The organism is Variovorax sp. Varisp85, from assembly GCF_047304045.1.
Taxonomy (GTDB): Bacteria; Pseudomonadota; Gammaproteobacteria; order Burkholderiales; family Burkholderiaceae_C; genus Variovorax.
On record NZ_JBGLYN010000057.1, the window covers coordinates 1 to 22,604 of the forward strand.

20 protein-coding genes are annotated in these 22,604 nt (G+C 66.6%); 13 read left to right on the forward strand and 7 right to left on the reverse strand.

Features of this window, described 5'->3' with window-relative positions:
- Window positions 1-26 precede the first annotated feature (26 nt).
- Both egtD and egtB read right to left on the reverse strand, forming a co-directional pair.
- Window positions 27-923 carry an L-histidine N(alpha)-methyltransferase gene (gene egtD, locus ACCC97_RS20655; protein WP_413334804.1) on the reverse strand — a complete coding sequence of 299 codons (897 nt, stop codon included), beginning with the start codon at window positions 921-923 and terminating at the stop codon, window positions 27-29.
- Between the two features lie 113 nt (window positions 924-1,036).
- Window positions 1,037-2,290 (reverse strand): ergothioneine biosynthesis protein EgtB, encoded by a 1,254-nt coding sequence (gene egtB / locus ACCC97_RS20660; protein ID WP_413334768.1) that lies wholly within the window; start codon window positions 2,288-2,290, stop codon window positions 1,037-1,039.
- 160 nt (window positions 2,291-2,450) lie between these two features.
- Here egtB and ACCC97_RS20665 point away from each other — a divergent pair, with 160 nt between their 5' ends.
- Complete coding sequence (locus tag ACCC97_RS20665; protein ID WP_413314126.1) at window positions 2,451-3,797, forward strand: NAD(P)/FAD-dependent oxidoreductase; 1,347 nt, start codon at window positions 2,451-2,453, stop codon at window positions 3,795-3,797.
- 46 nt (window positions 3,798-3,843) lie between these two features.
- Here the strand turns inward: ACCC97_RS20665 and ACCC97_RS20670 are convergent, their stop codons facing one another.
- The gene (locus ACCC97_RS20670) at window positions 3,844-4,362 is read right to left on the reverse strand and encodes a thermonuclease family protein (RefSeq protein ID WP_007833944.1); all 519 of its coding nucleotides are present in this window, start codon (window positions 4,360-4,362) and stop codon (window positions 3,844-3,846) included.
- Between the two features lie 122 nt (window positions 4,363-4,484).
- Here ACCC97_RS20670 and ACCC97_RS20675 point away from each other — a divergent pair, with 122 nt between their 5' ends.
- Window positions 4,485-4,964: a tetratricopeptide repeat protein gene (locus tag ACCC97_RS20675; protein ID WP_007833946.1), complete on the forward strand. Its 480-nt coding sequence runs from the start codon at window positions 4,485-4,487 to the stop codon at window positions 4,962-4,964.
- Between the two features lie 119 nt (window positions 4,965-5,083).
- Window positions 5,084-8,086: a transglycosylase domain-containing protein gene (locus ACCC97_RS20680; RefSeq protein ID WP_413334770.1), complete on the forward strand. Its 3,003-nt coding sequence runs from the start codon at window positions 5,084-5,086 to the stop codon at window positions 8,084-8,086.
- Between the two features lie 37 nt (window positions 8,087-8,123).
- On the opposite strand, the gene ACCC97_RS20685 is transcribed toward ACCC97_RS20680, so the two are convergent.
- Window positions 8,124-9,101 (reverse strand): TRAP transporter substrate-binding protein, encoded by a 978-nt coding sequence (locus tag ACCC97_RS20685; RefSeq protein ID WP_042673454.1) that lies wholly within the window; start codon window positions 9,099-9,101, stop codon window positions 8,124-8,126.
- Between the two features lie 216 nt (window positions 9,102-9,317).
- On the opposite strand from ACCC97_RS20685, the gene ACCC97_RS20690 reads away from it, so the two are divergent.
- Window positions 9,318-10,322: a hypothetical protein gene (locus ACCC97_RS20690; protein WP_193386552.1), complete on the forward strand. Its 1,005-nt coding sequence runs from the start codon at window positions 9,318-9,320 to the stop codon at window positions 10,320-10,322.
- Window positions 10,323-10,440: 118 nt separating this feature from the next.
- Here ACCC97_RS20690 and ACCC97_RS20695 read toward each other — a convergent pair whose 3' ends face one another.
- On the reverse strand, window positions 10,441-11,346 hold the full coding sequence (locus ACCC97_RS20695) for an SMEK domain-containing protein (RefSeq protein ID WP_007833955.1): 906 nt from the start codon (window positions 11,344-11,346) through the stop codon (window positions 10,441-10,443).
- A gap of 609 nt (window positions 11,347-11,955) precedes the next feature.
- Window positions 11,956-13,647 (reverse strand): long-chain fatty acid--CoA ligase, encoded by a 1,692-nt coding sequence (locus ACCC97_RS20700; protein ID WP_007833957.1) that lies wholly within the window; start codon window positions 13,645-13,647, stop codon window positions 11,956-11,958.
- 227 nt (window positions 13,648-13,874) lie between these two features.
- Here ACCC97_RS20700 and ACCC97_RS20705 point away from each other — a divergent pair, with 227 nt between their 5' ends.
- Both ACCC97_RS20705 and ACCC97_RS20710 read left to right on the forward strand, forming a co-directional pair.
- Window positions 13,875-14,315 carry an OsmC family protein gene (locus tag ACCC97_RS20705; RefSeq protein ID WP_007833959.1) on the forward strand — a complete coding sequence of 147 codons (441 nt, stop codon included), beginning with the start codon at window positions 13,875-13,877 and terminating at the stop codon, window positions 14,313-14,315.
- Window positions 14,316-14,358: 43 nt separating this feature from the next.
- Window positions 14,359-15,327, forward strand: a complete 969-nt coding sequence (locus ACCC97_RS20710) for a Bug family tripartite tricarboxylate transporter substrate binding protein (RefSeq protein ID WP_413334773.1) — start codon at window positions 14,359-14,361, stop codon at window positions 15,325-15,327.
- Between the two features lie 20 nt (window positions 15,328-15,347).
- Here ACCC97_RS20710 and ACCC97_RS20715 read toward each other — a convergent pair whose 3' ends face one another.
- Window positions 15,348-16,064: a Crp/Fnr family transcriptional regulator gene (locus tag ACCC97_RS20715; RefSeq protein WP_413334775.1), complete on the reverse strand. Its 717-nt coding sequence runs from the start codon at window positions 16,062-16,064 to the stop codon at window positions 15,348-15,350.
- 143 nt (window positions 16,065-16,207) lie between these two features.
- On the opposite strand from ACCC97_RS20715, the gene ACCC97_RS20720 reads away from it, so the two are divergent.
- The 7 genes from ACCC97_RS20720 (at window position 16,208) to ACCC97_RS20750 (ending at window position 22,604) form a co-directional block, all read left to right on the forward strand.
- A complete protein-coding gene (locus ACCC97_RS20720) occupies window positions 16,208-16,717 on the forward strand; it encodes an ester cyclase (RefSeq protein ID WP_007833966.1) in 510 nt (169 codons plus the stop codon).
- Window positions 16,714-17,487 (forward strand): SDR family NAD(P)-dependent oxidoreductase, encoded by a 774-nt coding sequence (locus ACCC97_RS20725; protein WP_413314118.1) that lies wholly within the window; start codon window positions 16,714-16,716, stop codon window positions 17,485-17,487. The genes ACCC97_RS20720 and ACCC97_RS20725 overlap by 4 nt, the downstream gene beginning before the upstream one ends.
- Window positions 17,488-17,692: 205 nt before the next feature.
- Complete coding sequence (locus tag ACCC97_RS20730; RefSeq protein ID WP_413334777.1) at window positions 17,693-18,766, forward strand: hypothetical protein; 1,074 nt, start codon at window positions 17,693-17,695, stop codon at window positions 18,764-18,766.
- A 36-nt stretch (window positions 18,767-18,802) separates the two neighbouring features.
- On the forward strand, window positions 18,803-20,146 hold the full coding sequence (locus ACCC97_RS20735; RefSeq protein ID WP_413334779.1) for an MFS transporter: 1,344 nt from the start codon (window positions 18,803-18,805) through the stop codon (window positions 20,144-20,146).
- A 96-nt stretch (window positions 20,147-20,242) separates the two neighbouring features.
- Complete coding sequence (locus ACCC97_RS20740) at window positions 20,243-21,022, forward strand: GntR family transcriptional regulator (RefSeq protein ID WP_413314114.1); 780 nt, start codon at window positions 20,243-20,245, stop codon at window positions 21,020-21,022.
- Window positions 21,019-21,822: a transporter substrate-binding domain-containing protein gene (locus ACCC97_RS20745; protein WP_007829577.1), complete on the forward strand. Its 804-nt coding sequence runs from the start codon at window positions 21,019-21,021 to the stop codon at window positions 21,820-21,822. Before ACCC97_RS20740 ends, ACCC97_RS20745 begins: the two co-directional genes overlap by 4 nt.
- 119 nt (window positions 21,823-21,941) lie before the next feature.
- The gene (locus tag ACCC97_RS20750) at window positions 21,942-22,604 is read left to right on the forward strand and encodes an amino acid ABC transporter permease (RefSeq protein ID WP_007829576.1); all 663 of its coding nucleotides are present in this window, start codon (window positions 21,942-21,944) and stop codon (window positions 22,602-22,604) included.

A 22,604-nucleotide genomic window follows, 5' to 3' on the forward strand; every position in this document is an offset into this window, starting at 1 on the left:
CCCCCCCCCGGGCCCCGGAAGCAAACCTAGGCAACCAGCCAGTGAACACTAAAAAGCTTCTCCGGATCCGTCCAGACAGCCCCAGGTCGAAACCCGGCCCGAACAGCCAAGGCACGAAGCCCTTCAACAGTGAACTTGTGCGAGTACTCCGTATGAATGGTCTCGCCCTCCTCGAACCCGAACGTCTCCCCATTCAGCGAAACGCTCTGAGCCACCCGGCTCACAAGATGCATCTCGATCCTCTGCCGAGGCGCGTTATAGAACGCCGCATGCGCAAACCCGTCAAGATCGAAGTCCGCATCGAGCTCGGCATTGGCGCGCCGCAGGAGATTCAGATTGAAGTCCGCAGTCACCCCTTGCGCATCGTTGTAAGCCGCATGCAGCCGCCCCGGATCCTTGACCAGGTCCACGCCAATCAAGAGCCCTCCGCCACGCAACATCCGGGCAGCCAGTTGCAGGAAGGCCAGTGCCTCTTCAGGCTCGAAATTCCCGATCGTCGACCCCGGGAAAAAACCGACGCGCCGCCCGGCACCCGCCACGGGCGCGGGCAGCACCAAGGGCATCGTGTAGTCAGCGGCAATGGGCTGCACCACCAGCTCCGGATAGTCGGCCTTCAGCCGCTGCGCAGCAGCCTCCAGATGCTCGCCGGAAATATCGATGGGCAGATAGCGCTTGGGCGAGTCGAGCGCATCGAGCAGCAGCCGCACCTTCGTCAACGACCCCGCACCGAACTCCACGATCTCCGCATTCGGCCCGATCTGCCCGGCGATCTCCCCTGCGCACTCGCCAAGAATGCGCAGCTCGGTGCGCGTCGGGTAGTACTCGGGCAGTTCGCAGATCCGGTCGAACAGCCGCGAACCCGCCGCGTCGTAAAAAAACTTCGGCGAAATGCGGCGTGGCGACCGCGCGAGCCCGGCCTGCATCTCGCGTCCGAACTCGGACAACGGCGCGGCGGCTGCGGGCGCAGACGAAGCGCGCGGCTTCGCGGCAGGCACGAACGACAGCGATGAGGACGAGGAAGTTGGATTGCGCATGATCAAAGGTCTTTCGCGAGCCGCAGCCCCGAGAACTGCCAGCGCGCCGCCGGCGGAAAGAAGTTGCGGTAGCTGGGCCGCGTGTGCCCCGCCGGCGTGGCCACGCTGCCACCGCGCAACACCAGTTGCCCCACCATGAACTTGCCGTTGTATTCGGCAGCGATGCCGGGCATCGGCCGGAAGCCGGGGTACGGGTCGTATGAGGAACGCGTCCACTGCCAGACATGGCCGGCCATCTGCGCGATGCCGGGCGCATCGAACGCGGCCTCCCATTCGAATTCGGTCGGCAGCCGCGCGCCGGCCCATTCGGCATACGCGGCGGCTTCATAGAAACTGAGCTGCGAGACGGGTGCATCGGCCTCCATCGGCCGCACACCATGCAGGCCGAACACATGCCAGCCCGCAGCACCCTGCGGCTGCGAACCGAAGCCCAGCCGCGGATCGTCGGACGCGAGCCAGTACGCCGGATGCCGCCACCCGTTCGCCTGCACGGCGGCCCAGCCGTCGGACAGCCAGAGCTCGGGCCGCTGGTAGCCGCCATCCGCGATGAACTGCGCGTAGTCGCCGCAGTTCACCAGCCGGTCGGCAATCGCATGGGGCTGCAGCAGGGCCTTGTGGCGCGGCGTCTCGTTGTCGAATGAGAAGCCCTGCCCCGCATGCCCCACCTCGGCCACGCCACCGGGCTGCGCGAGCCAGCGCGCAGCCGGCGGTACCGCGGCCAGCCGCAGCGCAGGCCCGCCGGCCGGCTTGTAGGCCGGCAGCAGCGGATTGCATGACAGCGCGTGCAGGATATCGGTGAGCAGCAGTTCCTGGTGCTGCTGCTCGTGGTTCAGCCCGAGCGTGACGATGGGCTCGACGGTGGCCCAGTCGAGCCCGCCCTCTTCCAGCAGCGCGACCACCGCCTCGTCCACGTGCCGGCGATAGGCATGCACCTCGTCCACCGACGGCCGCGTCAGCAGGCCCCGCTGCGGGCGCGGGTGGCGCGGCCCCAGCGCCTCGTAGTACGAGTTGAAGAGATAGTGAAAGCGCACATCGAAAGGCTGGTAGCCCGCCGCATGCGGCTGCAGCAGCACGGTCTCGAAGAACCACGTGGTGTGCGCGAGGTGCCACTTGGTCGGACTCGCGTCGGGCATGGACTGGATGCACTGGTCTTCGGCGGAAAGCGGGGCGGCAAGCGCCAGGCTCGCTGCACGCACCTCGCGAAACCTGTCGCGCAGTGCGCTCGCCGCCTGTGTGATCGGCCGGGAAAGCGTCATGGAATCTCCAGTCGGGTCAGCCGCAAGTTGTAGCCCATCCGGGCCGCGGCGGCGCGTAGGACAAAACGCCGCCGGCCCGCCGCGAGCACATCGGCAAAAAGGGCAGCCACTGTGGCACAAGATGGAAGCACGTGCAGGGCGGCTGCGTATCATTCGCCGCATGCAAACGACCAACCCCTCGGGCAGGCCCCAAGTCGTCATCGTCGGCTGCGGCTTCGGCGGGCTCGAAGCCGCGCGCAAGCTGCAGAACGCCGACGTGGACGTGACGGTGATCGACAAGACCAACCACCACCTGTTCCAGCCGCTGCTGTACCAGGTGGCGACCGCGGGGCTGGCGGCGCCGTCGATCGCGGCGCCGGTGCGCGCGCTGTTCCGCAAGCAGCCGAACATCACGACGCTGCTCGGCGAAGTGGCCGGCATCGACCCGGCGACGCGGTCCGTGCACCTGGCCAACGGCGACCGGGTGCCGTACGACCACCTGATCGTCGCGGCGGGCGCCACGCACAGCTACTTCGGGCACGACGAATGGGCGCCCGTGGCGCCGGGACTGAAGACGCTGGCCGATGCCTTCGAGATCCGCCGCCGCGTTCTGCTGTCGTTCGAAAGCGCCGAAATCACGGCCGACCTGGAACACCGCCGAGCCCTGCTCACCTTCGTGGTGATCGGCGCGGGCCCCACGGGCGTCGAGATGGCCGGCACGCTGGCCGAGATCGCCAAGCACACGCTGTCGGGCGAGTTCCGCCACATCGACCCTGGCAGTGCCCAGGTGCTGCTGGTCGAAGGCGGTCCGCGCGTGCTGCAGGCCATGCCCGAATCGCTGAGCCGGAAGGCGCTCGAACAGCTGGAGAAGCTGGGTGTCGAAGTGCGGCTCAATGCGCGCGTGACCTCCATCGACGCCACCGGGCTTGAAGTGCAGACCGGCGGCGGCGCGGACGGTGCACCCGTCGAGAGCTACCGGATCGATAGCAGCTGCGTGGTGTGGGCGGCCGGCGTGGCAGCATCGCCGCTGGGCCGCATGCTGGGCACGGCCACCGGCGTCGAGTGCGACCGCGCGGGCCGCATCAAGGTCGAGCCCGACCTGAGCCTGGCGGGCCGTCCCGAGATCAGCGTGGTCGGCGACCTCGCGGCCGCCATGAGCCACGCGCCCGGCAAGCCGCCCAAGCCGGTGCCCGGGGTGTCGCCCGGCGCCAAGCAGATGGGCCGTGCAGCCGCCGCCAACATCCTGCGCCGCATCGCGGGCCAGCCGACGGTGCCGTTCCGCTATGCCGACTACGGCAACCTCGCCACCATCGGCCGCAACTCGGCCGTGGTCGACCTGGGCACGCCCTTCGGCCCGCTGCGCTTCAGCGGCCGGCTCGCGTGGCTGTTCTGGCTGTTCGCGCACGCGTACTTCCTGATCGGCTTTCGCAATCGCATCGTCGTGATGATGGATTGGGCCGGCGCCTACTGGAGTTTCCAGCGCAACGCGCGCGTGGTGGCGGAAGTGCAAGGCAAGAGCGAATCCTGAGCGATGCCCTCCTCGCCAGCGGCCTCAGGCTCCGATCACACCGCCGTCAGAAGAAGCTGCCCCAGTGCGGCTGCTCGTCGCGCTGCTGCCTGCGCCATTCCCAGGGCGGGGTGGGCTTCGAGTCGGCCCACAGGCCCAGGCGCCGGGCGCGCGCGCTGTCCTGCAGCCTGAACAGCCCGCCGCCGCGCCGGGTGGCCAGGTGGTTGTAGTCGTACACCCAGGCCCAGCCTTCGGCCACCATGCGGCTGCCGGCGTCCTCGCCGTTGCAGCTCACGTCGGCCACCGTGCGGCCGTAGCGGTCGGTGTCGATCTCGGTGATGAGCGCCTGCTCCCGAAAGCAGATGTTGCTCAGCGCCTGCCTGCTGCGCTGGCCGTAGGGCTGGGCTTTCTCGGGCGCGTCGATGGCGGCGATGCGCACCTTCACGCGCTCGTAGGCGCCGATTCGGCCGCAGCGGGCCGTGAGCGTGTCGCCGTCGCTGATGCCGACGACGAGGCAGGTGCGCGGAGCGGCCTGGGTGAGAAGAGGAAAGGCAAGAAGAACGATGGGCAGCGCGCGAAAGTGCATGGAAGAGCCGGATGTGGGCAGAATGGCCGGACCGATCGAGGCTAAGTGATCCGTGCGCAGGGAGGGGTCGGGACACAGATTTTTTCTTTCTTCTGAACCGCGCTTCGAAGGAGACCCCTCACATGCAGGAACCCACCCGGGACGACTGGTTTTTCGCGGCGAACGACGCGTGGGACGCCGGCGCGCACAAGAAGGCGCTGTCGCTGTTTCTCAAGGCGGCGGCCGCGGGCGAGGCCCACGCGCTCAACAGCGTCGGCTACTTCCTCGACCACGGCATCGGCGTGAAGCAGGACAGCGCCGCTGCGCGCGACTGGTACCGCAAGGCCGCCAGGGCCGGCGATATCGCGGGCTGCGCCAATCTCGCCATCTGCTATCGCGACGAAGGCAACTTCCGCTGGGCCCGCTTCTGGTTCGAGCGCGCCTATGCGCAAGGCGACGGCGACGCGGCGCTGGAACTGGGACGGCTCTTTCTCTGGGAAGGACCGAACCAGAATCACCGCAAGGTGGTCGACTACCTGACGAAGGCGATGGCCTCCTCGTATGTCAGCGTGGACGGGAAGAAGGAAGCCGGCAGGCTGCTGAAGTCGCTGGGCCGGAAGTAGGAAAGGCAAGGACGCCCGGGCCAGTTGGCTGGCGCGATCTTACCCATGCCAAATCGACGCGAAAAAGAGCATCATCGTCACTGACGAACCCACGGTGCAGACTGTTCGCGAGGCAGAGCATGACATGGTTCAAGAAGCTTTTCTGGGTCGGCGCCGGGGTCGCCGTGGGGGGCACGCTTGCCGTATTCGCGGTAGACGAACTGAAGACTTCCCGGCTGCAATCGGCCCTGTGGCGCGACCTCGGCAACGGTGCCAGCTTCAGCGTCGGCAACGGTGCCAGCGATGCCATCCGCTTTCCCCACACCGGACCTTACGACGAGCGGCTGGGCTATCACGATCTTCCCGACTTCATCCAGCGCCTGGACTCCCAGGGCTACGCCATCACCCGCCAGGCCCGCCTGTCGCCTCGGCTGATCGAACTGCAGGAGCGCGGGCTCTTCATCCCGTACCGAGAGAAGAACCAGGCCGGCCTGGCCGTGCGCGACTGCCGCAATGCGGCACTGCTGCACACGCGTGTGCCTCAGCGCGCATACGAGCGCTTCGAGGACGTGCCGCCGCTGCTGGTGAGCGCCCTGCTGTTCGTCGAAGACCGCCACCTGCTGGACGCGGAGCCGGCGCAGCGCAACCCCGCGATCGATCCGGAACGCTTCGCGAAGGCCGCGCTCGAGCAGGCGCTGCGGGCGGTCAGCCTGAGCCCTACGGCGACGGGCGGCAGCACGCTGGCGACCCAGATCGAGAAGTACCGCCACTCGCCGCAAGGCCGCACCGGGTCGGTCCGCGACAAGCTGCGCCAGATGGCATCGGCCTCGCTGCGTGCCTACCAGGACGGTGAGGACACGCAGGCGCGGCGCCGCCAGATCGTCGTCGACTACCTCGACACGGTGCCGCTGGCCGCACGCCCGGGCATGGGCGAGGTGCACGGCCTGGGCGACGGCCTGTGGGCCTGGTATGGACGCGACTTCGGCGAAGTGAACCGCCTGCTCGCCGACAACGCCGAGGGGACGGCGCTCACCGACGAAGCGCTGCGGCAGCAGGCCGAGGCCTTCAAGCAGGCACTGTCGCTGATGATCGCGCAGCGCCGACCGTCGCAGCACCTGCTCGGCGACGGCACAGGCCTTGGCCGGCTGACCGACAGCTACCTGCGGCTGATGGCCGAGGCAGGCCTGATTTCGCCCGAGCTGCGCGATGCGGCCCTGCCACTGCCCCTGCGGCTGCGGCCCGAACTGCCGCCAACGCCCCGGCCGGACTTCGTGCAGCGCAAAGCCGCGACTGCACTGCGCACCCACATCTCCACGCTGCTCGGCGTGCCGCGCGCCTACGACCTGGAGCGGCTGGACCTCGAGGCCGAGACCAGCCTGGACGGCGAGGCGCAGGCGATGGTGGCGCGGGTGCTGGCCGGCCTGCGGACGCCCGCCGCGGCCAAGGCTGCGGGATTGTTCGGCTTCCACCTGCTCGATCCGGGTGCGGACCCGGGCCCGCTGGTCTACAGCTTCACGCTGTTCGAGCGGGGCGCGCAGGAGAACCTGCTGCGCGTTCAGGCCGACAACATCGACCAGCCCTTTGACGTGAACCAGGGCGCGCGGCTGGACCTCGGCTCGACCGCCAAGCTGCGCACCCTGGTGAGCTACCTGGAGCTCGTGGCCGAGTTGCACGCCCGCTGGGCCGACCTCTCCCCCGCCCAGCTCTCGGCGCTGGAGAACAATCCGCGCGACCCGCTGGGCGCGTGGGCGCGGCAGTACCTCCTGCGCGCCAAGGATCGCCGCCTCGCGCCGATGCTCGAGGCGGCCATGGAGCGGAAGTACTCGGCCAACCCCGGCGAGGCCTTCTTCACCGGCGGCGGCCTGCATCAGTTCGCGAACTTCGAGCGCTCGAGCGACAGCGAAACGATGACGGTGCGCGAGGGCTTCAAGCATTCGGTCAACCTGGTGTTCATCCGCCTGATGCGCGACCTGGTGCGCCACCACATGTTCGGCGGCGCGTCGGACGCCGAGCGCCTGCTGAACGACCCTGCCGACCCGCGCCGGCGCGAGTTGCTCGCGCGCTTTGCCGATCGCGAAGGCTCGGCCTTCCTCGTCCGCTTCTATCGCAAGTACCAGCACCGGTCGGCTGCGGAGGCCGAAGCCCTGCTGCTGCAGGGCCTGAGGCCATCGGCGCCGCGCCTGGCGAGCGTGCTGTTCACGATCGAGCCCGAGGCCAGCGACGCGCGGCTCGACGAGCTTCTCGTGCAGCGGCTGGGCCGCGGCGCCGGCTCGCCGCGCGCATTGCGGGCGCTGCGCAGTACCTACGCCGGCTTGTCGCTCGCCGATCGCGGCTACGTCGCGCGCGTGCATCCGCTGGAGCTCTGGCTTGTCGGTTTCCTGCAGCGCCAACCCGGCGCCTCGCTGACCCAGGTGCTGGAGGCGAGCGCGCGTGAACGCCAGGAAACCTACGCCTGGCTCTTCAAGACGCGCCACAAGAGCGCGCAGGACAAGCGCCTGCGCGAGCTGATCGAGCTCGACGCCTTCGCGCAGGTTCATCGCTCGTGGCAGCGCCTGGGCTACCCCTTCGCATCGCTGACGCCGTCCTACGCGAGCGCGATCGGCGCGTCGGGCGACCGGCCGGCTGCCCTGGCGGAACTGATGGGCATCCTCGTCAACGACGGTGTACGGCTGCCCACGCAACGAATCGGTGCACTGCACTTCGGGCGCGACACGCCCTACGAGACACGGCTGGAACCGCGCAACGCGAGCGCCGAACGGCTGCTGCCCGCGGAGGTGGTCGCGACGGTACGGCGCGCGCTGGTCGAGGTGGTGAACGACGGCACGGCACGGCGCCTGAAGGGCTCGCTCGTGGACACGCATGGCCGCGCGATCGAGATCGGTGGCAAGACCGGCACCGGAGACCATCGCTACGAGAAGACCGACCGGAACGGACGGGTGATCTCGGAGCGCAAGATCGATCGATCGGCCACCTTCGTGTTCATGATCGGAGACCGCTACTTCGGCACCATCATGGCTTATGTGCACGAGCCCTATGCCGCTCGCTATCGGTTCACGAGCGCGCTGCCGACCCAGTTGCTGAAGTCGCTGGGTCCGCAGCTACTGCCTGTGCTCCAGCGCAACGGGTGCGGGGGAGATCGATAAGACCGACGCGGGATCTATCGCCGCCCTGCTGCTTTCCTCACTGCTTGCCGACGATGGCAAATAGCGCGGCCCGGGTTGTGGGATCAGCCATGTACTTGGCGTAGAGCGGCGACATTCTCCGGATGTATGAAGAAAAGTCCTGCACGTTGGAAAACTGGGCGCCTTCTTTCGTCACGGCAGCACGTGCGGAGACGACTCGTTTCTCCCAGAGCTCCCGCATCAGGTTCGCCGATTTTTTCCCGGCCTTCTGGAACACCGCTTTTTCGTCCGCACTGAGCCGGTTCCACAGTTTGGTGGAGACGACCAATGCTTCGGGAGAAATCATGTGGCTGTCCAGCAATGTGTATTTGGCCGCCTTGTAGTGTCCGGTGGCTTCGTAGGAGACCATGTTGCCTTCGGCGCAATCGATCGTTCCCTTCTGGAACCCATCGAGCACGTCCTTGTAGGGCACCACCACCGGAATGGCGCCCAGCAGCTTGACCATCTCGATGTAGACCTCGGACTGTTGCACCCGAACTTTCTGGCCAACAAGATCTTCTCGCGTGGTCAATGGTTTGTTGGCGCAATAGAACGACCGAGCGCCCCCGTCATACCAGCCGAGCACCACGTAACCCGAAGCCTGCAGTGTCTGCGCCAGTCGCGCCCCTATTTCGCCATCCAGGTAGCGAAACATGTGGGCCGAGTCCGTGAACAGGAACGGGAGATTGAATGCCTTGAGTTCCGGCGCCGCTTCGGACAGTGGCGCCGAATTGAACTCGGCGACATCGATCTCGCCGGCCTTGAGCATCGCTACAGCCTTGCCCTGGTCTCCCAGAACAGCGTTGGAAAACAGCTCGATCTTGTATTTCCCCTTGGTTGCCGCATCCACTTCCTGAATGAAGCTTTTCATCGCCTCCGTCACCGGGTAGCCATCGGGGTGGGTGTTCCAGGCTCGCAACGATGTTTGAGCGTTGGCGGCAACGCCCCCCAAACAGAGGGCCGAGAGGACAAGACTGCAAAGCCGAGAGGAGCGCATAGATAACTTTTTTACAACGAATGTGTTGCAAAGAATAACGGAGAGGATCTTCTGAATCCTGACCATCGAAGTCAGCTTGCGCCCTGCTTTTGAATATGTTTGTACTCATTGCAGTGCAGCTTCAAATAGGGTAGCGCCTGTGAAGCCAGTAATTTCCCCGGCCGATCATGCGATGAAGCGCAAGCACGGCCGCGGGCTCGATCTCGAGAAGATAGTTTGCCTACCCGTCCAGGCAAAGTCGAGCGAGTAGATATTGGGCTGTACTGCGTGCGGCGCAGCAACCTTCAGCGCGCCCGTTGTTTCGAGGCGCTGCGGATCACCTCGATCGAGGTTTGGCTGCTCACGCCGGTTTCGTCGCGCAAGCTGTTGGACAACGGTCTGAACATTGAGCGACTGCGGTGCGCGTTGTTGGAGTCTTGTCACTGCGGAAATCGCCCGATTGCCCCACTGGCGCGCCATGGCGATCTCTCATATGCTGCCGACGTGTACCAGCCACACCCCAGCCAGAGTCTCACCGCGATGTTCCGCGACAAGCCCTACCAAGGTGCCCGGCCGGAAAGTGCGGAGTTCGTCTTCGTGGGGCTAGATGCGAACTACGACGCTCAGATCGAAAGCAGTCCTGCCTACCCCCGTGTGTGGGAGTATCACGACGATGGCGTTGCCTTCTGGTGGCGCCAGAAGGTGCACCACCCGTTTCTTCTGACCGATTACAGGGGTGACGGCCAACACTATCACCGCAACTTCGCACGGACGGGTTTCGAGCCGGAGGACGCGTGCCGCGTGTCGTTTGTCGAACTACTGCACATCCCGACTGTCGGTCGCAGTAAGTTAGTGGCGAAGGACCTGGACCTCGCGCACTTGAAATGGCTGGATGGGATCATCTGGCGTGGTGCCAAGCGGAACGTCTTTCTGTCGGATAAGGTGATCAGGCTCATGCTCGACAGCAGGCGCTTGCTCGACAGCAGGCTCTTCTTCGATCTGCCCGAACCTATTGCGAACCACGTGCTCCCTACGCTGCACAAGATTAAAGAGACGACGATCTACCAGCACCTGCACTTCTCCAACTGGGGACGACGCCTGATGCTTGAGGCGGCCGCCATCGCTCGTCTGCGTACTGACTCGCCGCACCTCTTGCCGTGCTCACTCTGCGCTGAACATAAGGACGCGGCGCATCCGGATGATTGGCTTGGACGCATTGGCCCGGATCGAGAACTGCACTGACCTCACCGGCCGCCGCCACCAAGGTTCAGCAGCAAGCGATCACCAGTCGATTGAAGCGGAGGCAGAGTTGATCGCGCAGCTGCTTTGCCCGATCGCCGTGGTGCGCTACTGCCGGATGCTAGTCGACCCCGTGCATGTCTAACGGCGTGGCGATACCGTGCCTTGCGGCAATGCGCTGCGCCGATGTGGCGATCGACCGCTTCTGCTCATCGATGGCTCTCATGTCCTGCTGGTTCAAGTAGACGAAACCGTTGCGGTTCGCACGGTTCATGATCGCTGCGATACCGCCAATTTGGCTCAGCACGTGCCGCAGAAATTCGCCGATCTCTTGATCTTCGAATTCATGGTGGGCCTTTGATTTCTGCTTGCCGTCGACGGTGCCCTTTCCGATGAGCTCCGAGATTTCTTTAAGGCCCCTCGTCATGTCGTCGAGGTTACCCTCGCAGGACATGTAGTGCCTGACGGCATTGCGCCCCACATAGCCCAACACGATCTTGAGACACTCAATATCGCCATAAGGGTGGATCGAAGAATAGTCCCCGAGACGACGGACCGAGTCGATGATCGTCTGCAGCTTTTCTTCATCACCGAGGTCGACGAGCTTGCCAACGAAGAAGGCGGGATCGACCACCCGGCAGTAGTTGGGAACGGTCGCAGTTCTTGACGCTTTGCAGAAGCCGAAGATGTAGAGCGCCGCGTAGCCGTCCTTCAAGCACTTCCCTGCAGCGTCCTTCTTCTCGAAGGTTGTGATCGTTTTACTGATCTTCTTGGCGTCCGCGACCGAGGTGACCTGCACGGCAATCCCACCATCCTTGTCGTCGTCCGCGGCATCAATAGCCGGGAAGTTCACTCGAATCTGATTCTTGCTTTTGAGGTTCGCAATGCCCACGGCTTTGAAGAACTGGATCGACATCGACTCCAGCAGCCGCGCCATGTCGTTAAAGCCGGCATCCTTGTCCCTCTCAATACGAAGTTGAAGGAGCGCAATATCCTGGTTCAGGTTCTTGATCAGCGATTCAATCAAAACAGCCTCCCTGCTTCCTTTTGTTCGTGTCCTTTTGAGCTTCCCTGCTAACTATGCCGCCTTCGGGTTGCGCTGGGAAGCCGCCGGCGTACTGGAAGACCCTGCCTGACTGGTATGGCAATGCCGCCGCCGGCTCCATCCTGCTGGTGCTCTTGGCCATGGAAGCCACCAGCCCCCTGCAGGCGGCGCAGCGCCTCCTCGACGACCCGCTCCTGCGTCTGGTCAAGCTGGCGGCGGCGCGCTTCGGCCACCGTCAAGGTCCGTCAAGAGGGAGGCGGTCCTCACGTGCATCGCCATGTTGAGTTGTGCGCTCACGCTGCCCAGCAAATGGCTCGGCCCGCCTCCAGGAGGCCCGCTGGCAGGTTTTTCCACCTAGGCGGGCGCGAGGCCCCATCCCAGAGCGAAATCGCGCTGTAAGGCCCTGGCCCCTGAAGGCGAGAAAGGGCACATTGCGCGGTTCCAGCAGCCCCAGCAAATCTCGTGGGGGCCAGCTTAGGCTCGGCGTGTCCTTAGCGCCCCGCACGAAAACTGTCGTTTTCCGTACATTTTTCGTACTCAACCCGTGCACCTGGCTATTGCTATCTATTTAATAGCATTAAATACACGTATCTACTTGCTCTCCACCTCCTGCAGCAGCCGCCACATCACCTTGCCGCTGCCGCTCTTGGGCAGCGCATCGACGAACTGCACCTTGCGCGGGATCTTGTAGACCGCCATGTTCTCGCGGCACCAGTCGATGATCTCCTGCTCGGTGGTGTCCTTGTGCGTGGCGCGCAGCACCACCACGGCCTTGACCGACTCGCCGCGGTAGGCGTCCTTGGTCGAGATGACGCAGGCCTCCTGGATCGCCGGGTGGCGGAACATCAGCAGCTCGACCTCGGCCGGCCACACCTTGAAGCCGCTCGCGTTGATCATGCGCTTCAAGCGGTCGGTGATGAAGAAGTAGCCGTCCTCGTCCATACGGCCCATGTCGCCCGAGCGGAAGAAGCGCTTGCCCTCGAACTCGACGAAGGCGGCGGCCGTGGCGTCGGGGCGCTTCCAGTAGCCCTGGAACACCTCGGGGCCATGGATGATGATCTCGCCCGATTCGCCGATCGGCATTTCGGCCAGCGTGTCAGGGTCGACCACGCGCGCGTCGGTACTCATGAACGGGATGCCCAGGCACTGCTGCTTGGGATGGTCCGACGGGTTGGTGTGCGACGGCGCGGCGGTCTCGGTGAGGCCGTAGCCCTCCTGGTACTTCAGGCCGTACTGCTCGAGCAGGCGCTGCGCCACGGCCTGCGGCATGGCCGCGCCGCCGCCGCCGATGTAGGTCATGCTCGACAGGTCGTAGCTCGCGAAGTTGGGGCTGGCCATGAGGTCGATGACCATGGTCGGGATGTTGGTCCAGGCCGTGACCTTCCAGCGCGAGATGAGCCGGCCGGCCACGTCGCGGTCCCAGCGCGGCATGATGATCAGCGTGGCCGCCGCCAGGATCGCCGTGTGCATCATGCTCACCACGCCCGTGATGTGGAACATGGGCACCACGGCCAGCACCACCGTCTCGGAAGTCGACCCGCCCCACAGCTGCCCGGCCACCGCGTTGTGCATCAGGCTCGAATGGTGGTGCACGCAGCCCTTGGGCAGGCCGGTGGTGCCGCTGGTGTAGGGCAGCAGCGCCATGTCGTTGGCGCCCACCACGTGCTCGGGCGGCGGGTGGTTGGCTTCGAGCGTGTCGGTCCACGCGATGGTCTTGCCGCCGTCCAGCGCGGGCAGCGGGTGGCGGGTGGTGAGCCAGTCTTTCCAGGCGGGTGCCGGAGCGTCGTCGCCCGATGCGTCGGCGTCGAAGGCATCGGTGAACTGGGTCACGACCATGTGGTCGAGCCGCTGCTCCACGGGCAGCGCATTGCTGGCCTTGGCCAGCTCGCCCGCCAGGTCGCCGGTGATGATGGCCACCTTGGCGTCGGAGTCGGTGATGTAGTGCTTGAGCTCCTCGGCCCGGTTCATCGGGTTGACCGGCACCACGACGGCATTGGCGCGCAGTATCGCGAAATGCGCGATCACCAGTTGCGGGCAGTTCTGCATGTCGAGGATCACACGGTCGCCGCGCTTCACGCCCAGCGCATGCAGCGCGCCTGCCAGGCGCTCGGCCTGGGCGGCGAAGTCGCGGTAGGTGGTCACGCGGCCGAAGAACACGAGCGCGGGCTTGTCGGGATAGCGTGCGGCCGAGGTGGCCAGGTTGTGCCAGAGCGAGGTGGCGGGGACGGTGATCGAGTGAGGGAGGCGTTTGGGCCAGAACTTGTAATGCGGGCGTTGTTGCATGGTGGGTACAGGCGGGGAAAAGAAAAAGCGACAGCCCGCCAGACTAAGCCGCCACGGCCGCCGCTCCCATGGGGGAAGCCCCCCGGAGCGTCGCCTAGGCGACGCCCATTCTTCTGACGCCCCTCCCCCTTTCGAACCTGCGCACGCGCCGTACGACTACAGACAGCCGCCGGTTTCTGGGCGAACCTGCCGTTCCCTCCACACACCACCCAAGCGAAGGAACCGACATGCCAGCAGACAAGCACGCAAGCGTCCACTGGGAAGGCGCCGGCAAGACCGGCAAGGGCCAGGTCAGCACCGAGACCGGCGCCCTGAAAGACTACCCCTACGGCTTCGCGAGCCGCTTCGAGGACGACAAGCGCGGCACCAACCCCGAGGAGATCGTCGGCGCGGCGCATGCCGCCTGCCTCACGATGGCCTTCGCCTTCGCGCTCGAACGGGAAGGCCTGACCGCCACACGCATCGACACCAAGGCCGCCGTGCGGCTGGCCAAGGACGGCGACGGCTTCAAGATCGACCGCATCCAGCTCGAGCTCGACGCGGCCGTGCCGAACCTCGAGGAAGCCAGGTTCCAGCAGATCGCGGCCGCCGCCAAGGCCGGCTGCCCGCTGTCGAAGGCGCTGGCGAGCGTGCCCGAGATCACGCTGAAAGCCACGCTGGCCGGCTGAGCGCGCTGCCTATGATCGTCTCCTCACAAAAAGGAGACGGATCATGAACAACAAGACTGCCCGGATCGCGATCGCGGTCCTTTCCCTTGCCATCGGCACCACGGCGATGGCCGCCTACCCCGACAAGCCGATCAAGGTCGTGATCGGCTTCCCGGCCGGCGGCCCGCTCGACCAACATGCGCGCCTGCTCACCGACAGGCTGCAGGCCGTGCTCGGCCAGCCGCTGATCGTCGACTACAAGCCCGGCGCGGGCGGCTCGGTGGGCGCCGACGCGGTCGCCAAGAGCCCGGCCGACGGCTACACGCTCATGCTGGCCAACACCGGCGTGGCCGTGATCAACGGCGCGCTCTACAGCAAGCTGCCCTACAACACGCAGCGCGACTTCGTGCCCATCGCGCGCACCGCCATGCAGCCGCTGGCGCTGCTGGTCACGCCGAAGCTGCCGGTGCAGAACCTCAGGCAGTTCGTCGACTACGCCAGGGCGCGGCCCGGCCAGGTCAACTACGGTTCGGCCGGCAACGGCGGCATCAGCCACCTCGTGCCCGAGATGTTCAAGACCGCCACGGGCATCTTCATGGTGCACATCCCGTACCGCGGCAGCGCGCCCGCCTTTACCGACCTGATGGGCGGACAGGTGCAGTTCATGGCCGAGTCGATCCCGCAGGCAGCCAACTACCACAAGCAGGGCAAGGTGCGCGCGCTGGCCGTGACCAGCCGCGAGCGCAACCCCGCCCTGCCCGACGTGCCGACCGTGATCGAGTCGGGCTTCAAGGGCTTCGAGGTGGTGGGCTTCTATGGCTTCTTCGCGCCGAAGGACACGCCGAAAGACGTGGTCGCCAAGCTCGGCGAAGCGTTCAAACACGTGCTGACCAGCCCCGAGGTGCGCGAACGCATGGTGAGCCAGGGCGCCGACCCGGCCTTCCTGGGCAGCGAGGAGTTCGCGCGCTTCCTGGCCGCCGAAACGCCGCGCTGGGAGAAAGCAGTGAAGGCCTCCGGCGCGCGGATGGATTGAACCGGAGCCCGCCGGCGCGTTCAGCTCGGCGTGGCCGCGTGCCGCTCCAGCTGCGCGCGGCTGAGCAGCTCGATGCCGCGGTAGCGCACGCGCAGCGTGCCATCTTCCTCCCACAGCTTCAGCTGCCGGTTCACGCTCTGGCGCGACACGCCGAGCATGAACGACAGGTCTTCCTGCGACACGCCGAGCAGCGTGCCGCCGCCCTCGCCCGGGCTCGATGCGCGCGCGTCCAGCGTCAGCAGCCGGTGCGCGAGCCTCACCGGCAGCGGCATCAGGATCACGTCGTCGATCCACGCCAGCGCCTGGCGCAGCCGCAGGCACACCAGCCGGGTGAAGGCCATGTGCACGTCGGGATGCGCGGCCACCAGCCGGTGGAAGTCGGCCGCCGCGACCACCGCCATCTCGGTCGTGTCGACCGCGCAGGTGTCGTAGACGCGCTCTCGCCCGACCAGCAGCGACACCTCGCCGAACCAGTGCCCAGGTTCGAGCATGGCGATCACCGCCTCGCGCCCGCCCGTTGCGACCACGCTCACGCGCAGTGAACCGCTGACCACGCCGAACAGCGCATCGGGCCGCGAACCCTTGTGGAACAGCGACTCGCCGCGCGCCAGCGTGCGCCGGTGCGCCACCGCGAGCAGCCGCTGCTGCACGTCGTCGGCCAGACGCATGTCGCAGTTGTGCGCCGGTGTCGACGGCGCATGCGGCTGGCTGCTGGAAGAGAGGGGCGTGCGTGGCATCGCGGGTTTGTCCGGAGCGGCGATTGCCAACACCGGACAGTCTTGTTTCAAGGGCGTGCCGATAGTACGCAGCGAGCCCGGGCCGGCGCATTCGCAGCAACCCGATGTCACCTGTCGTCCCTGTCACATGGAGCACACCCCCGATGAACACACAACGCACCGAACTTCAAGCCCGCCGCGAGCGCCTCGTGCTCGATCACTTCGCCGACGAAACCCGGCAGGACTTCGACGCCGTGCTCGGCACCTTCCCGCACCCGCACTACGAGCTGATCCCGAGCGGCGAGGTGCACGACGGCATTGCCGACGTGCGCCAGTACTACACCGACACGCGCCGTGCCTTTCCCGACCAGCGCCACGAGATCATCCAGCTGCGGCACGCCGACGATTCGGTGGTCGTCGAGTTCTGGCTGCTGGGCACGCATCGCGGTCCGCTCAAGGGCCTGCCCCCGACGGGCAACAGCTTTCGCTGCCGCATGAATGCCTTCTTCATCTTCGAAGGCGACCGGCTGGTGTGCGAGCGCGTGTACTTCGACACGCTGACGATGCTGCGGCAACTGCTGGCGGGCGTGCCCGCGGAGCACGTGGCCGCGCTGATGGGCGCACTGTTGGGCCAGCCCGCAGCCGCACGCCCGCAAGAAGCGGCAGCCGCATGACTGCGCCGCGCAACGATGCGCTCGCGGGCCGCCACGCCGTCGTGACGGGTGGCGCGCGCGGCATCGGCCGGGCGATTGCGCAGCGCTACCTCGCGGCCGGCGCCAGCGTCGCGCTGTGGGACCTCGATGCGGCCGTGCTGGCGAATGCGCTGCAAACGCTCGCACCGCTCGGCACCGCGACCTCGGCGGTCGTCGATGTGCGCGACGAAGACCAGATTGCTCGCGCGGCCTCGCAGTCGCAGGAGCGCTTCGGCGGCATCGACATCCTCGTCAACAACGCGGGCGTGCTCGGCCCGACCGTGCCGGCCTGGGAGCACACGCCCGCACAGTGGCGCAACGTGCTCGACATCAATCTGACGGGCGCGTGGCTGTGCTGCCGCGCGGTGGCGCCGGTGATGCTCGCGCAGCGGCGCGGGCGCATCGTCAACATCGCCTCGGTCGCCGGCAAGGAGGGCAACGGATTCAATGCCGCGTACTCGGCGTCGAAGGCGGGGCTCATCGCGCTGACCAAGTCGCTGGGCAAGGAGCTGGCTTCTTCGGGCGTGCTGGTGAACTGCATCACGCCGTCTGCGGCCGACACCGAGGTGTTCGCGGCCGTGCCTGTGGAGCACCGCGAACAGCTGCGGACTGCGCTGCTGTCGCGCGTGCCGATGGGGCGCTTTGTCGAGGTCGATGAAGTGGCTGCGATGGCTGCGTGGCTTGCATCGGATGAATGTTCGTTCAGCACTGGCGCGGTGTTCGACATCTCGGGCGGGCGGTCGATGTACTGAAGGGGCATTCGGGGCGTGAGCACAGGCCACCGGGTACTCCCCTGCGCGAATGTCCCCCGGCCTGCGGCCTCCTCCTTTATTTCGCTGCGGGGAGCACCCGGTGCCCTGCGCACGATGAGCGCTCTGCTCATGCCGGCAGTTCAACCGCTCCCCCGAACAACGCACGACGAATCGAAAAGCAAGCATTCATTTCCAGGAGACGACCATGATCCGAGACCCCGAGCCCACCGGCTTCGCACAGCTGCCGGAATTCGACGGCACACGCAACGCCGCCATGCCGCAGGATCGCCTGCGCGCCATCCGCCATGAGGCCGAAGGCCTGCGCGAGCGGCTGCTCGACGCGCCGCCGGTGCGCTTTGCGCGCAGCTTCAACCTGCTGCGCATTCCGTACCCCGCGTGGTTCGCCTTTACCGGCGTGTACTCGCAGCAACTGCTCAAGCCGCACATGGTCCACCTGCTGGCGCGCACCGTGCTGATCCAGTACGACGACTTCGAGGGCCGCCTGCGCACGCTGCTGTTCACGCCGGCCGACTTCGAGGCCGGCAACGAAACGCCCTACTTCAAGCGCCTGAGCGAGCAGACGCCGAAGTTCCTGCACAAGGCGATCGCGCCGGTCTACCAGACCGTGCCGCAGGCGCTGGCGAGCTGCGGCATCGCGCCGGAGCAAGTCGACTACATCACCTACGACCACCTGCACACGCAGGACGTGCGCCGCTGGCTCGGCAACGCCGGCGCGCCGGGCCTGCTGCCGAACGCAAGGCTGCTGGTGCACCGCCAGGAGCTCGCGAACGTGCAGGGCCTGCTGCCGATACAGGCCGAGTGGTACTGCCCGCGCGGCCTCGACGGCGTGCCGGCCGAACGCATCGTCGCCTTCGACGGCAGCATCCAGCTGGGCCGCGGGCTCGCTCTGGTGCACACGCCGGGCCACACCGAGGGCAACCATTCGCTGGTCTACCGCACCGGCGACGGCCTGCGTGTGAGCAGCGAGAACGGCGTGGCAGCCGACAGCTGGGCGCCTTTGCAGTCGCGGCACAACGGCATCCGCCGCTACGCGCAGGCCACTGGCGCGGAGGTGATCCTCAACGGCAACACGCAGGAGGGCAGCAACGACCAGTACCTGTCGATGGTGCTGGAGAAGACCCTCGCCGGCACCTCGTCCTCGCACGGGTTCAGCAACGTGGTGCCGTCGGCCGAATGCTCGCCGCACTGGCTGTTTCCGGGTGCGCCGGCCAGCCACCTGTGGGGCGAGACGAGCTTCGGCACGCCCACGGTCGCCTGAAGCATCTCGGGCAGGAACAACAGAAGGAGACACACGATGAACACCGCCACCCTCGACGCAGCGGATGCGCGCACCCCGGCAGCAGATACCGCCGCGCGCGACGACGCCGCGCTCTTCCGCAGGATCACCTGGCGCCTGATGCCGCTGCTGTGCGCCTGCTACGTGCTGAACTACCTCGACCGCACCAACGTGGGCTACGCGCAGCTGCAGATGAAGGACCAGCTCGGCTTCAGCGACGCGGTGTTCGGCCTGGGCGCGGGCATCTTCTTCATCGGCTATGCGGTGTTCGAGATTCCGAGCAACCTGATGCTCGCGAAGATCGGTGCGCGCGCGACCCTGCTGCGCATCATGGGCCTGTGGGGGCTGGCGTCGGCGGCGATGATGTTCGCGACCACGCCCACGCACTTCTATGTGCTGCGCTTTCTCATCGGCGTGTTCGAGGCCGGCTTCGCGCCGGGGGTGCTGTTCTACCTGACGCTGTGGTTCCCCTCACACCGCCGCGCGCAGGCCACCGCGCTGTTCTTCATGGCCTTCGGCGCCGCGCCCATCGTGGCGGGGCCCATCGCAGGGCTCACGATGACGTATCTCGACGGCGTGCTGTCGCTGCGCGGCTGGCAGTGGCTGTTCCTGCTCGAAGGGATTCCGAGCGTGCTGCTCGGCGTGGCGGCTTTCCGCTGGCTGTCGAACAGCCCGTCGCAGGCGGCCTGGCTGTCGCCGGCGCAGAAGCAGCGCGTGGCGCGCCTGCTGGCCGAAGACCAGGCCGCCAACGGTGCCACCGGGCGCCACACCTTCGGCGCGGCGATGCTCGACGCCCGGGTGTGGCTGATCGGCTTCATGTCGTTCCTGATCATCCTCGGCATCTATGCGCTGTCGTTCTGGCAGCCCACGATCCTGAAGTCGATGGGGCTCAGCGTGCTGCAGATCGGCTTCTATTCGGTCGTTCCGGCGGTGGCGGGCATCGCGGCCAACATCGTCGTCGGGCGGCATTCGGACCGGCACAAGGAGCGCCGCTGGCATTTCGCACTGAGCGCGGTGGTGGGCGCGGCCGGGCTGGCGCTGACCACGCTGTTCATGCACAACGCCTTCGCCGCCGTGCTGTGCCTGGCACTGGCGGCCATGGGCATTTCCGCCGCGTTCACCGTGCTCTGGTCGGTGCCCGGCAATTTCATGTCGAAGAGCGCCGCGGCCGCGGGCATCGCGCTCATCAGCACCATCGGCGGCAGCGCGGGGCTGGTGGCGCCGATGATGGTCGGCGCGCTCAAGACGCTGACGGGCGGGTTCGCCGCCAGCCTGTATGTGCTGAGCGGGGCGCTGGTGCTGTCGGCATTGCTCATGCTTGTGGCACTTCCGGCCAGCGCACTGGGCCGCACCAGGCACTGAGCACGCGCCCGCCGGGGCCCCGGGGCAGGGCCATGTCCCATTTCGGTGCACAGATCTTGCATACCAGTTGGCACAGAAGCTGCTGGTATGCAGGCCATGGCCACTTCCGCATCCCAAATCAGTGCACGCATCATCGAAGCGGTGATGGCGCAGAAGCTCGCGCCGGGTTCGCGCCTGGGCGAGCAGCAGTTGGCGATGCTGTTCGACTGCAGCCGCACCATCGTGCGAGAGGCGCTCACGCGGCTGGCGGCGCGCGGCATCGTCACGGTGAGCGCACGGCGCGGCTGGTTCGTCATCGAGCCCTCGCAGGACGAGGCGCGCGAGGCCTTCGAGGCCCGGCGCGTCATCGAACTGGGGCTGATCCGCAGCGCGGGCAGCGCCGGCAAGATCGACAAGGCCGCCCTGCGCGAGCTGAAAGCGCACCTTCAGCGTGAAAAAGCCGCACTGAAAGAGAGCGACGTCGGCAACCGCAGCTTTCTGCTGGGCGACTTCCATGTATGCCTGGCCGAATGCCTGGGCAACACGCTGCTGGCCGATACGCTGCGCGACTACACCGCGCGCACCACGCTGATCGCCATGCTCTACCAGTCCACGCACGACGCGGTGCAGTCGTGCGAAGACCACGTGCAGATCGTCGCGGCGCTGGAGCGCGGCGACCACGCCGCCGCCGAGGCGCTGATGGCCGCGCACATCGGCACGGTGCAGTCGGCGTTGCGCGTGCAGGCGCCCGCCGATCCGCTCGCGCAGCTGCGCGATGCGCTGGCGCCGCTGCAGAACACGAACACCGCCGCCGCAGCGGCGCCCAAGGGCAAGCGCCGCAAGGCGGCCGCATCCCCTGCTTCCGATTCTTCGACTTACCTAGGAGCCTTGCTATGACCTTCTCTTCTCCGTCCAAACGCCGCTTCGCGCTCGCACTGGCTTCGCTCGCCATGATGGCCGCCACGGGCGCCGCCCAGGCCCAGAACGCACTCGACAACGTGCTCAAGGCCAAGACCATCAAGATCGCCGTGCCGACCGACTACCCCCCCTACGGCTCGGTCGACAGGAACATGAAGCCCCAAGGCCTGGACATCGAGATGGCCGAGCTGATCGCCGCCAAGCTGGGCGTCAAGGTCGAGCTGGTGCCCGTGACCAGCGCCAACCGCATTCCGTACCTGCAGACCCGCAAGGCCGACCTCGTGATCTCCACGCTCGGCAAGAACGCCGAGCGCGAGAAGGTGATCGACTTCACCTCGGCCTACGCGCCCTTCTTCCAGGCCGTGTATGCGGCCAAGAGCATGAAGCTCACGAGCTTCGCCGACATGGCCGGCAAGACCGTCGCCGTGACGCGCGGCGCAATGGAAGACCAGGAACTGAACAAGGTGGCCCCACCGAACGTCGACTACCGCCGCTTCGAGGACAACAACGCGACGATCGCGGCCTTCGTGGCCGGCCAGACGCAAACCATCGCGACCAGCGCGGCGGTCGCCGGCGACATGCTCGCCAAGAATCCGAAGGTGAGCGCCGAGTTCAAGCTGCTGCTGAAAGACAGCCCCTGCTTCGTCGGCGTCGCCAAGGGCGAAACCGCATTGAAGACCAAGGTCAACGAGATCATTGCCGCCGCCAAGAAGGACGGCACGCTGGACGCCATGTCGAAGAAGTGGCTCGGCAAGGCCGCCGGCGAGCTGCCGGTCTGAACAAGCGCTCCCCCATGCTTCGCGCACTTCGTGTCGCTGCGCACACCCCCTCGCCGGGGGCAACGCCTGCGGCCCGGCAAAGCCGGTTCCGCGGCGTTCCACGAAGAGAAGACTGACTTATGAACATCGAGTTTGATTTCGGCGCGGTGCTCTCCGAGTGGCCGCTGCTGCTTCGCGGGGTGGCGTGGACCATCGGCCTCACCGCCGTGGGCACCGTGCTGGGCATGATCGTGGGCACCTTCTGCGCGTGGGCGCGTGCCAATGGCCCTGCATGGCTGCGCGCCATCGTGGGCACCTACGTGGAGCTGATCCGCAACACGCCCTTCATCGTGCAGCTGTTCTTCATCTTCTTCGGGCTGCCCGCGGCGGGCGTCAAGCTCACGCCGGAGACGGCATCGATCATCGCGATGGTGATGAACCTCGGGGCCTACTCCACCGAGATCATCCGCGCCGGCATCGAGGCCACGCCCAAGGGGCAGATCGAAGCGGCCGTGAGCCTGGCACTCAGCAAGGCGCAGGTGTTCACCCGCGTGGTGCTGCCGCCGGCACTCAAGAAGGTGTGGCCCGCCATGGTGAGCCAGATCATCATCGTGATGCTGGGCTCGGCCGTATGCGGGCAGATCTCCACCGAGGAGCTGAGCTATGCGGCCAACCTCATCCAGAGCCGCAACTTCCGCGCCTTCGAGGCCTTCATCGTTGCCACGCTGATCTACCTGGCCCTGGCGGTCGCGCTGCGGCGGCTGCTCAACTGGGCCGGGCCGAAATTCTTCTTCGGCCGCTGA

What these genes read in the sequence shown, in the direction of transcription:
- egtD (WP_413334804.1), bottom strand. Translation starts at nt 923, where the DNA reads ATGCAGGCCGGGCTCGCGCGGTCGCCACGCCGCATTTCGCCGAAGTTT.
- egtB (WP_413334768.1), bottom strand. Translation starts at nt 2,290, where the DNA reads ATGACGCTTTCCCGGCCGATCACACAGGCGGCGAGCGCACTGCGCGAC.
- ACCC97_RS20665 (WP_413314126.1), top strand. Translation starts at nt 2,451, where the DNA reads ATGCAAACGACCAACCCCTCGGGCAGGCCCCAAGTCGTCATCGTCGGC.
- ACCC97_RS20670 (WP_007833944.1), bottom strand. Translation starts at nt 4,362, where the DNA reads ATGCACTTTCGCGCGCTGCCCATCGTTCTTCTTGCCTTTCCTCTTCTC.
- ACCC97_RS20675 (WP_007833946.1), top strand. Translation starts at nt 4,485, where the DNA reads ATGCAGGAACCCACCCGGGACGACTGGTTTTTCGCGGCGAACGACGCG.
- ACCC97_RS20680 (WP_413334770.1), top strand. Translation starts at nt 5,084, where the DNA reads ATGACATGGTTCAAGAAGCTTTTCTGGGTCGGCGCCGGGGTCGCCGTG.
- ACCC97_RS20685 (WP_042673454.1), bottom strand. Translation starts at nt 9,101, where the DNA reads ATGCGCTCCTCTCGGCTTTGCAGTCTTGTCCTCTCGGCCCTCTGTTTG.
- ACCC97_RS20700 (WP_007833957.1), bottom strand. Translation starts at nt 13,647, where the DNA reads ATGCAACAACGCCCGCATTACAAGTTCTGGCCCAAACGCCTCCCTCAC.
- ACCC97_RS20705 (WP_007833959.1), top strand. Translation starts at nt 13,875, where the DNA reads ATGCCAGCAGACAAGCACGCAAGCGTCCACTGGGAAGGCGCCGGCAAG.
- ACCC97_RS20710 (WP_413334773.1), top strand. Translation starts at nt 14,359, where the DNA reads ATGAACAACAAGACTGCCCGGATCGCGATCGCGGTCCTTTCCCTTGCC.
- ACCC97_RS20715 (WP_413334775.1), bottom strand. Translation starts at nt 16,064, where the DNA reads ATGCCACGCACGCCCCTCTCTTCCAGCAGCCAGCCGCATGCGCCGTCG.
- ACCC97_RS20720 (WP_007833966.1), top strand. Translation starts at nt 16,208, where the DNA reads ATGAACACACAACGCACCGAACTTCAAGCCCGCCGCGAGCGCCTCGTG.
- ACCC97_RS20725 (WP_413314118.1), top strand. Translation starts at nt 16,714, where the DNA reads ATGACTGCGCCGCGCAACGATGCGCTCGCGGGCCGCCACGCCGTCGTG.
- ACCC97_RS20730 (WP_413334777.1), top strand. Translation starts at nt 17,693, where the DNA reads ATGATCCGAGACCCCGAGCCCACCGGCTTCGCACAGCTGCCGGAATTC.
- ACCC97_RS20735 (WP_413334779.1), top strand. Translation starts at nt 18,803, where the DNA reads ATGAACACCGCCACCCTCGACGCAGCGGATGCGCGCACCCCGGCAGCA.
- ACCC97_RS20740 (WP_413314114.1), top strand. Translation starts at nt 20,243, where the DNA reads ATGGCCACTTCCGCATCCCAAATCAGTGCACGCATCATCGAAGCGGTG.
- ACCC97_RS20745 (WP_007829577.1), top strand. Translation starts at nt 21,019, where the DNA reads ATGACCTTCTCTTCTCCGTCCAAACGCCGCTTCGCGCTCGCACTGGCT.
- ACCC97_RS20750 (WP_007829576.1), top strand. Translation starts at nt 21,942, where the DNA reads ATGAACATCGAGTTTGATTTCGGCGCGGTGCTCTCCGAGTGGCCGCTG.